Genomic DNA, 7,968 nt, shown 5'->3' with positions numbered 1-7,968 from the left:
ATTGGCAAATTTGACCTTTCGGTCACTGTCCAAAATAAACACAGCCTCTTGAAGGGCGTTCAATACTGCATAGGGTGTTTTTTCAATCACGGGCACTAGCTCAAAATGGATCATTTAGAACTATCTAATAGCACGTTTTCTAACGGCTTGTACCCTAGGGCAAACAGCTTCGAAATTATGGGAGAGGAGGGGACTTGAAGAATGTGGGTAAGTTCTTATCGGCCGCTGAAATTTGACGGCAACTTACCCAAAATAAGTTTTGGTATAAATAAGCATCTTAAAACAATGATGTCGTGAACGCGCCTATGCGGCGCGAACACTTGCCAAGAATTCGCGGACTGATGACTGCAGGTCTTGCATTTTGTGTTTTGCGTCTGTGGCTGTTTGTTTCACTTCGCCTACAGATTGTGTTGTTTGTCCAAGTGCTTGCGAAACCGTCGACATGTTGTTGTTTGATATTTTCGTCTTATCTGCTGCCGATGTAATGCTATGCGAAATTTCGCTTGTTGCATGGCTTTGTTGGTTCATCGCGCTTGAAATAGAAGTGGTTAGTTCGTTTACTTCATTCATGGCACCATCAATTTGAGATATGCCGTCAACCGCATCTGCCGTTAAGCCTTGAATTTCTGAGATGCGTGTTGAGATTTCCTCTGTCGCTTTTGCTGTTTGGCTTGCGAGTGATTTCACTTCTGTCGCAACCACTGAGAAACCACGGCCAGCTTCACCAGCTCGTGCAGCCTCAATCGTTGCATTGAGTGCAAGAAGATTTGTCTGCTCTGCAATGCCTTGAATAAGGCTCACAATTTCACCAATACGATTTGCACCTTGGGAAAGCGTGTCGATTTTATGAGTGGTTTGTTTTGTCGTGTCAGCTGCAATACTAATTTTCTTTGAGCTTGCTGAAATCTGCTCACCGATGTGGTTGATACTTGTGTTGAGCTGTCTTGTTGCTGATGCGGCTAATTGCACATCGCTTGCAGCTTGCTGAGATGCAATGGATGCATCATCTGCTCGGCCAGTTGTGTCATCGGCAAGGCCCGACAAAACGTCCGTTGTCGTTTCTGTTTGGATCATGCGCTCTTCTACGCTTTGCAAGAAGTCGTTTGCTTGGCTTTCAAAAGTCGCGATTGCTTTGCTCACCTGTTTTTGGCGTGCAATTTGCTCTGTTCGTTCTCGTTGTGCATGAGCTTCCAATTCTGCCTGTTTAACAACGCCATCTCTAAAGCCTGCAATTGCATTGGCAACAGCACCAATTTCATCTTTACGAGTTTGCTGTTCAAACACGATCGATGTGTCGCCTTCCGCAAGTCTCTCAGCGTTTTCAACCAAGTTTAACAACGGCTTTGAGATGTTTCTTGCAAAGATGATGGCAACAACCATGCCGATTACACTTAGAATGAAAACAACGATTAGAAGTGTTTTGATCGTCGCTGATAGCTTGCTACCCGCTGCTGCAATTTGGGTATTTGCATCATGTGAGACCAACTTGTTGATGGCTTCAATCTTGGTTGCCATTGCGTTGCGATAACGATCAATTTTCTCCCGAGTGGGAATAAGGTCAGACTGTGATAAGCCTAAAATAACTGATGTGTCTTTGCGCCAGTTTTCATACTGTTTTTGCAAAGCATCGCTTTCATTTCGCACTTCGTTTGATAAAGCGAATTCATGCAATTTTACAATGTTCTGGCCCAATGAAGTTGAGATGCCTGTAAACTCTTTATCAATGACATCATGAGCAATGAGTGTGGTCATTGCTAAAACACGGTCACTTAGTGCCTTTGCGCGACTAAAATCATCTGAGATTTTAGTTGTGAGCGCAATGCCAGACAAAGATTTTTCAATCTTGTTAGAAACCGTGGAATGCCCAGATAGAGCGCTCCACCCTATAAGGCCAGCAACCAAGAGCCCAATCAAAATCGAGCAAAGAATTGGGAGAATTATTTTTGTACGTACAGACATAACAAGGTCTCTTAATTCGGTAGGATTGGGACAGGCGTTTCTTGCTTGTCAGCGGTCAGGGTTCTCATAAATTCAATAACGTCTTTTTGTTCGGTTGCCGAAATCGACAGCTTAAACATTTTTGCTGAAAGAGAGCCGCGGTTAATTCCGCCTGAAACATAGTGAGCCATCACTTCTTCCAAATTATCTAAGCTACCATTATGCATGAATGGCGCTCTGTAAGTTGTGTTTCGCAGGCCAGGTGTCTTAAAGGCGTGCTTTGCCTTTTGATTGTTCGGTTCGAATTCACCACGCCCGATATCTTCTGTGTCGAGCCCGATATCATGGAACTTATTATCGGTAAAATTCCATCCAGAATGGCAGTCAGCACATTTTGCTTTTCCGTTAAACAGGCCAAACCCGCGTTTAGCAGATTCACTAATGGCGCTTTCGTCACCTTCAACCCAGCGATCGAAAGGAGACCAGCCTGAGACAACCGTGCGTTGATAGGTCGCGAGAGCTGTCAAAATTGTTTCTTCGCTCACGCCTTTGTTCGGAAATAGATGATCAAACCATTGGTCATAGTCTGAGATGCCGCTCAATGTTTTGACAACATCTTCAAATTTCGCGTTCATTTCAACAGGAGCAGTAATTGGTCCGGCGGCTTGCGCTTCTAATGTGTCCGCGCGGCCATCCCAGAAATAAGGTTTCACCCAAGCCATATTCAAAATTGTCGGTGCTTGTCGCGCCAGCGGCACGTTGGCTGCACCGACTGCCGTCTTAACTGGCACTTCATAACCAAAAGAAGGATTATGACAGCTAGAACAATTTATATTCTTGGCGCCTGATAGCCTTGGATCGAAAAATAGCATCTTTCCCAAAGTCGCGAGCTGTGGCGAATAAGGGGTGACGCCTTCAAATGGTATGGAGAGTGGGCGCTTGTATTTTTCTTTTAAGGAATCTTGATCTGCGGCAAATGTGCTAACGCCGGTCAAGGTTATTAGGGCACTGGTGAGTGCCAAGATGGTTTTTTTGGGTCGCAAGATAATTTCCACCATTAACAGATTGTCTGTTTATCGTTTTGCACACAAACAAATTACCGAAAAATTAATGATAAAATACCGTACGAAATTCAGCCTTTTAGGCCTATTTTCATTTAATAGATGAACCTAAAAATTATAGGATTTTATGTCCTGATTTAAGTATAATTTGCGTATTTTATAGGATAAAAATACGTAATTTAATTGATTTTTTTGAATGTATTGTTTTTTAATAAACCAAAAGTGAGCTAACAAATTTTTGTGATCAAGGTGATGTTACGCCCTAGAAAATCATTTATTCTGTCGGGCAGCACCTTCATTTCCATTATTTTTCTCTACTTAAAACCCTAATTTTCGTTTTTCAGCGATTTTCTCACGCTCGCGAAAATCCAATGCCTCGCGGGTTGAGATCAGCACATAATCGATATGGGTGCCTGACGCTTTGACCGCCTCTTCAGCATTTCCTGAACACACGGCTTCGCCAATTGCCTTATGTTGGCGCAGTAAAATATCTGACACTTCAGAGATATTCAAAATCTCGTGGCGATTGAAAAACACACCGCTGCGGTTCAGCTCATAAAGCGAATCCATCATGTGAATAAGAATGCGATTGTGGCTGGCATTGACGATGGCGTTATGGAAGTTCGCATCGAGTTCTGCGCCACGTTGGTGATTGGCTTCGTTGTGAGCAATCTCCATTTCTTCCATGATGTTCGTAATGAGATTTCTATCGGCAGCCGTGCCTCGGGTTGCGGCTAGCCGTGCTGCAAAGCCTTCTTGCTCGCGGCGATATTCAAGCTGGTCATAGATTGCGGATGGGTGGCGGCGATAGAGGTCAATGAGGGCAGGTGACATAACGGCGGCGCCAAGCTGCGCGATATAAGCGCCATCTCCGACCGCAATTTTGATCAATTCGCGTTCTTCTAAAACTTGCAAGGCTTCGCGCACTTTCGGACGGGAAACGGCAAACTGCTCTGCCATCTCACGTTCACCTGGTAATTTTGAGCCTTCCTTCAAAATTCCATTCAAGATGTAGGTTTCGATTTGTTGAACCACCGAGCTTGATATGGATTTATGCTCAACCGGATTGAACAGGTCTGCTGGAACTTTTAGGGTTTTTCCGCTCGGCATCTGGTTATTACCCGTTTCAATTCAAATCTTTAACGCGAAAGCTTAGTGACCAGTGTTGTCACATTCAACAATAATTTTGACTGGTCCGGACGAAGGTCATCGTATAACGGCCTGCGGTGGCTTACAGAAATTGAGGCCATATGCGTTTGAAGGGAGAACGGGAGCGGTTGTTTCGCTAAACTAATTCAAGCTTTCAATGTCGTCGTTTTCTAACCACTGCCTTACAGTCTCAAATTTGCTTGCAAGGTGCTGTCGCAATATTTTGCCTAGCGCATCACCTTGACGCTTTTGAAGGGCTTTTAAAATTTGCTCATGTTCTTCAACAGCACTTGCCCAGCGCTCGTCTGTCATGTTGGCGAGATAGCGGGCGCGTCTAACGCGGGCGGCGAGCGACTTATACATGGTGGTTAGTTCAGAGTTTCGCGCCGCTGACAAAATGGCTTCGTGGATTGCCTGATTGGACTGGAAATATTGAGTAAGGTCGCGCGCTTCATAATGCTCGATCATTTGGTCGTGTATGGCACGAATTGCTGCGATTTCATCGTCGGTAATGCGCTCACAAGCAAGCTCACCTGATAAGGCTTCCAACGCGCCCATAACAGGGAAGACTTCTTGCAGGTCTTCAATGGTGATTTTGCTTACCCATGCCCCTCGGTTAGGTTCCAACCACACAAGTCCATCGACCGCCAAAACCTTCAAGGCTTCGCGCATCGGTGTTCGTGATACGTGGTAGCGTTCACATAATTCTCGTTCAGGAATTTTGGTGCCGGGCTGCAAGGAGCCATCAACGATGAGTGCGCGAAGACGGTCAAGCAGTTCAATGTGAAGAGACGGACGGGCAAGGGGTTCAGATAGGTTCATGATTGGTTTTTACTCCGGGTCTTTCTTCAAGGCCAGTTCTAGGGCGCGGGCGACATGAATGGCGCTGCGTTTTGTTCCGTCGGTGATTTGATGTCGGCATGACGTGCCATCGGCTACAATCAAAGTGGTAGCGTCTGCTGCACGAACAGCGGGTAGTAGACTCAATTCAGCCATTTGTGAAGAGACTTCTTGCGTGTCTTTCTTATATCCAAACGAGCCCGCCATCCCACAGCAACTCGTCTTGATGGTTTCCACTTTACAATCAGGGATAAGGGCCAAGGTTTTTTCAAGGTCAGACATCATGCCAAATGCCTTTTGGTGACAGTGGCCGTGTAAGAGTATTTTTTCTACTGGCGGCTTGAGGTCAAGCTTTATGGTGTTCTGGTCTATTTGTTTGGCGATGTATTCTTCTAGCATGACTGCGTGTTTTGAAACTTCTTTGGCGTCATCTCCAGACAGAAGTGCGGGTATCTCATCGCGCAAGGTTAGGAGGCAACTGGGTTCAAGGCCGATGATGGGTGTGCCGCTTTTGGCGTAGGGTAACAATGCTTCAATAAGGCGTTTGGCTTCTTGCTTTGCTTCGTCGATAAGGCCGACAGAAAGGAAGGTGCGGCCACAGCATAAAGGCCTTGTGCCGTCCTTGGGTTTTGCAATAGTGACCGAGCGTCCAGCAGCTTTTAAAACGGTCAAAGTTGCGCGTAGGTTTTCGGGTTCAAAGTAACGATTGAAGCTATCAGCGAAAAGCACCACTGATGCATCGTCGTTGCTGGTTGCCTCATCATCTTTAAACGGTACTGAACTCCAAACGGGCAGTTCCTTTTTTGCTGTGAAGCCCGTCGGTCCCTCAAGGAGCTTTGCAAGGAAAGGGACTTTGTTGCGCGCGTTGGCAAACCACGGGAATTTCGAAAGGGCGGGCGCATAGCGGGGTAGGTAGCCGACCAACTTGTCGTGCAGGGATAGCCCGTTCTTTTTCGCGCGGGCAGCGAGCACCTCAATTTTCATGGCGGCCATATCAACACCCGTTGGACATTCACGTTTGCAGCCTTTGCAAGAAACGCAAAGCTTCATGGCATCCATCATATCGTCTGAGGTGAGGGCGTCTTCTCCCAACTGTCCTGAGATGGCAAGCCGTAAGGTGTTGGCCCTGCCGCGTGTCACATCGCGCTCATTGCGGGTTACTCTGTAGGACGGGCACATGGTGCCGCCGTCTAATTTGCGGCAGGCTCCATTGTTGTTGCACATTTCAACGGCACCTTGAAAACCACCCGCAGCACCTGACCAGTCAGTCCAATCGAGAACAGTGTCGAAATCTTTCACCGCATAATCTGGCCCGTAGCGGAAGAGAGAGCGATCATCCATCTTTGGCGAGGCGACAATCTTGCCGGGGTTGAAAACGCCCTGAGGGTCGAACGTTTCTTTCACCGTTTCAAACGCACCAACAATTTGGTCGCCGAACATGTCTGCGTGGAATTCAGAACGCAGCAGGCCGTCGCCATGTTCGCCCGAATGAGAGCCTTTGTATTTTCGCACGAGTTCAAACGCTTGCTCCGCAATGGAGCGCATGGTTTTTACGTCGTTTTCTTGTCGTAGATTGAGAACAGGCCGCACATGGAGGCAGCCGACGGAAGCATGGGCGTACCATGTGCCTTTGGTGCCATGCTTTTCGAAAATCTCGGTTAGTCCTGCTGTGTACTCGGCTAGGTCGGGCAGCTCCACCGCGCAATCTTCCACGAAGGAGACGGGTTTACCTTCGCTTTTCATGGACATCATGATGTTGAGCCCAGACTTGCGCATTTCTGAAATGGCGTTTTGGGACGTGTCTTCTGATAGAGGCACTACACCGCCCCATTGTTTGTTATTTCCCTGCCACGAGAAACCCAAATCTCCCATTGCTTCTTCAAGCATGGAGAGCTTCTTGAGATTTTCGTCTGCCGTTTCTTCAGCAAATTCTACCACCAATAGGGCGTCTGGTTGTCCGCGCACATAGGCTTCTATGGTTGGTCGGAAAATATCGATGTTGCGGGCAAGCGCAATCATGGTTGAATCGATGAGCTCAACACCCAATACGCCTAACTTCACCAAATGCTGGGTCGCGTCCATCGCTTGATAAAAAGTCGGGAAGTGGCAAAGCCCCATCACTTTGTTGGTCACAAGCTTAGAGAGTTTTAACTCGATTGCAGTTGAGTAACCGAGTGTTCCTTCACTACCCACAAGTAAGTGAGCCAAGTTATTTGGTGCAGCATCCGGCGTTAGGGCGTCGATGTTGTAACCACCAACACGGCGCATGACATTTGGAAAACGGGCCTTTATTTCAGCGGCGTGTTCATCGCCAAGGGCTAGGAGCTTTTGGGTAAATGGTTGGTCCACATTTGACCCAGTGCTTAATTCCCCAAAGTGTTTCTTTTTACCATTAGCAAGGATGGCATCTACGGCAATTACATTGTCGCGCATGATGCCGTAGCGAATGGAGCGCCCGCCGCAAGAATTGTTACCGACCATGCCGCCAATCGTTGCGCGGGATGCTGTTGAAACATCGACAGGAAACCATAGGCCGTGGGGCTTTAGAATGCGGTTGAGCTCATCTAACACGATACCTGGTTCGACGATGCATCGCTGGTTTTCAACATCCAGTTCTAAAACGCGGTTCATGAATTTGGTGTTGTCGAGCACCAGTGAGTTGTTGACCGTTTGTCCGCATTGCGATGTCCCACCCCCGCGCGGCAAAATAGAAATGCCTTCTTCGCGGCTCATAGAAATGCAGGCTTCAATGTCATCAACGTGCTTGGGAACGACCACGGCCGTGGGCATCATTTGATAGAACGATGCGTCCGTTGCATATCGCCCACGCGCAAACTTATCGAATAAGATTTCACCCTCAATTCGCTTTGTCAGCTTATTTTCAAATGCAGGTCTGGCGACAGTCACCATTCTATTTTCTCGTCTTTTCGCTTGACGTAATTATGAATTCAAAATTAAATATGCAAAATGAGCTAACAGG

General features: G+C 47.1%; 5 protein-coding genes. All 5 read right to left on the bottom strand.

The window, feature by feature from the left end:
- Nucleotides 1–303 precede the first annotated feature (303 nt).
- The 5 genes from ABJO30_08865 to ABJO30_08845 all read right to left on the bottom strand — a co-directional run bounded on the left by ABJO30_08865 (nucleotide 304) and on the right by ABJO30_08845 (nucleotide 7,898).
- Nucleotides 304–1,959: a methyl-accepting chemotaxis protein gene (locus tag ABJO30_08865; GenBank protein MEP3232924.1), complete on the bottom strand. Its 1,656-nt coding sequence runs from the start codon at nucleotides 1,957–1,959 to the stop codon at nucleotides 304–306.
- An 11-nt stretch (nucleotides 1,960–1,970) separates the two neighbouring features.
- Complete coding sequence (locus ABJO30_08860; protein MEP3232923.1) at nucleotides 1,971–2,939, bottom strand: cytochrome c peroxidase; 969 nt, start codon at nucleotides 2,937–2,939, stop codon at nucleotides 1,971–1,973.
- 378 nt (nucleotides 2,940–3,317) lie between these two features.
- Nucleotides 3,318–4,109: a FadR/GntR family transcriptional regulator gene (locus ABJO30_08855; protein MEP3232922.1), complete on the bottom strand. Its 792-nt coding sequence runs from the start codon at nucleotides 4,107–4,109 to the stop codon at nucleotides 3,318–3,320.
- A 180-nt stretch (nucleotides 4,110–4,289) separates the two neighbouring features.
- On the bottom strand, nucleotides 4,290–4,970 hold the full coding sequence (locus ABJO30_08850) for a GntR family transcriptional regulator (GenBank protein MEP3232921.1): 681 nt from the start codon (nucleotides 4,968–4,970) through the stop codon (nucleotides 4,290–4,292).
- Between the two features lie 9 nt (nucleotides 4,971–4,979).
- The gene (locus ABJO30_08845) at nucleotides 4,980–7,898 is read right to left on the bottom strand and encodes an FAD-linked oxidase C-terminal domain-containing protein (GenBank protein MEP3232920.1); all 2,919 of its coding nucleotides are present in this window, start codon (nucleotides 7,896–7,898) and stop codon (nucleotides 4,980–4,982) included.
- Nucleotides 7,899–7,968 lie beyond the last annotated feature (70 nt).

The organism is Hyphomicrobiales bacterium (genome assembly GCA_039973685.1).
Lineage (GTDB): Bacteria > Pseudomonadota > Alphaproteobacteria > Rhizobiales > JACESI01 > JACESI01.
The sequence above is the reverse complement of the archived record's forward strand: the minus strand, read 5'-3'. Positions and strand labels throughout refer to the sequence as shown.